This window comes from Streptomyces sp. UH6, from assembly GCF_013421635.1.
Classification (GTDB): domain Bacteria; phylum Actinomycetota; class Actinomycetes; order Streptomycetales; family Streptomycetaceae; genus Streptomyces; species Streptomyces abyssomicinicus.
Window position 1 is genome coordinate 1 of record NZ_JACADT010000956.1, and the last position, 2178, is coordinate 2178.

The window sequence follows — 2178 nt, forward strand, 5'->3', positions numbered from 1 at the left end:
CTGGGACACCACCCGCCTGCTCACCGACCGGATCACCGACGCGGTGGTCGACGAACTGGCCGGGAACCACGCGGCGTCACGGGCCCGGATACGTCTGCTCCTCCTCGACGCGGTGCTCGGCCAGCACGACGCGGCCTGGCTGGCCGCGTTCGACACCGACCGGGCCCCGCTGGACGGCCTGGCCGCGGTGGCGCGCAACGCCGGCTGGTGGTGGCCCTACGAGAAGGCCGCGGTGCTCTGCGAGCGCCCGGTGGAGCTGCACCGGGACGAGAACGGGCGGCTCGACCGCGGCGACGGCCCGGCGCTCGCCTATCCGGACGGCTTCGCGCTCTACGCGTGGCGCGGGATGCCGGTGCCGGCGGAGTTCCTGAACGGCCTCGCGTCGCTGACGCCGGAGCGGATCCGTGGCGAGGAGAACGCGGAGCTGCGGCGGGTGATGCTGGAGCACTACGGGTACGACCGCTATCTCGCCGACTCCGGTGCGCGGCCGCTGCACCGCGACGAGTCGGGGGTGCTGTGGCGGATCGACCTGCCGGACGACGAGCCGGTGGTGATGGTCGAGGTGGTGAACTCCACGGCGGAGCCGGACGGGACGTTCCGCACGTACTGGCTGCGGGTGCCGCCGCGGACCCGCACCGCGCGGGAGGGCGTCGCCTGGACCTTCGGCCTCGCCGAGGATGCCTACACCCCCGTCCGCCAGACCTGACCCCGGCGAACGGCCCGCGCAACCAGAGCCAGGCACCCCACGCCCCACGGCCGGCAGGACCACCACCCTGCGGGCAGTCGTGCCCCTCGGGCGGCACGTGCCGTCACCCGGCGGCGGACAGGGCGACCTTGAGCGCGCCGGTCTCGTCCGCGCGGCCGAAGACGTCGTACGCCTCGTCCATCTCCTGGAGAGCGAACCGGTGGGTGATGAACCCGCCCACGTCCAGTCCGCTGGAGCCGACCATCGTCAGCAGGGTCGGCGTGGTGCTGGTGTCGACCAGGCCGGTGGTGATGGTGATGCCCTTGATCCACAGGGTCTCGAGGTGCAGGGTCACCGGCGCGCCGTGCACGCCCGCGTTAGCGATGTGGCCGCCGGGCCGGACCAGGTCCGCGCACTGCTCGAAGGTCGCCGGGATGCCGACCGCCTCGATGGTGACGTCCGCGCCCAGGCCGTCGGTGAGTTCGAGGACCCTCGCCTTGACGTCCTCGTCCGGCGAGAGTGCCACGTCCGCACCGTGCCGCAGGGCGGCCTCCCGCCGCTGCGCGGCCGGGTCGACGGCGATCACCTGACGCGGCCCGAACAGCCTGGCGGTGGTCATGGCGGCGAGACCCACCGGCCCGGCGCCCACCACCACGACCACGTCGCCCGGCGAGACCCGGCCGTTGAGCACACCGATCTCGTAGGACGTGGGGAGGATGTCGGCGAGCAGCAGCGCGTCCTCGTTCGAGACGCTGTCGGGCAGCTTGTAGGTGGAGGTGTCCGCGAACGGCACCCGCACGTACTCGGCCTGCACGCCGTCGATCAGGTGCCCGAGGATCCAGCTGCCGCCGCCGGTGCAGAGGCTGTAGCGGGACTCCCGGCAGAACCGGCAGCGGGCGCAGGAGGTGATGCAGGAGATCAGCACCCGGTCGCCGGGGGCGACGTTCGTGACGGAGTCTCCGACGCTCTGCACGGTGCCCACGGCCTCGTGGCCGAGGATGCGGCCGGGCTTCACGGCGGGCACGTCGCCCTTGAGGATGTGCAGGTCGGTGCCGCAGATGGTGACCGCGTCGACCTTGATCACCGCGTCGGTGGAGTCCTGGACGACGGGGTCGGGGACGTCCTCCCAGGAACGCTTGCCGGGTCCGTGGAACACGAGCGCCTTCATGGTGCGGCCTCCTGAGCTCGGGCGGGAACACCCCCCGTGGGAACACCCCGTGGGGACGCCCCTCGAACCAGGCTAGGGAGGGTTCCGCCCACCCGCACCCGCGGACGCCCGCCCTCGCGGACCTGCCCCCGCGGCTCCCCCACCGCACACTCCGAGGGCCCCCCGCGACCGGCCCTCCGTGCCTCACCCCCGCAGCGGCACTCGCCACTCCAGCCGGGCTCCCCCACCCTCACCACGCCGCGCCGTGAGGGTGCCGCCGAGCTTCCGGGCGCGTTCGGCCGGCGCGTCGAGCCCTTCGCGCGGCGACTCCCGCGCCGGGCTCGCC

General features: G+C 73.8%; 2 protein-coding genes. One reads left to right on the plus strand and one right to left on the minus strand.

Translation table 11 applies throughout. The features are described 5' to 3' along the window. Positions 1–706 (plus strand): DUF6745 domain-containing protein (locus HW445_RS27990; protein ID WP_374939708.1); only part of this gene is annotated, 706 nt, incomplete at its 5' end. A gap of 103 nt (positions 707–809) precedes the next feature. Here HW445_RS27990 and HW445_RS27995 read toward each other — a convergent pair. Further along, complete coding sequence (locus HW445_RS27995; RefSeq protein WP_180223653.1) at positions 810–1853, minus strand: alcohol dehydrogenase catalytic domain-containing protein; 1044 nt, start codon at positions 1851–1853, stop codon at positions 810–812. Positions 1854–2178: the final 325 nt, after the last annotated feature.

Coding starts and splice junctions, on each gene's coding strand:
- HW445_RS27995 (WP_180223653.1), bottom strand. CDS start 1,853: ATGAAGGCGCTCGTGTTCCACGGACCCGGCAAGCGTTCCTGGGAGGAC.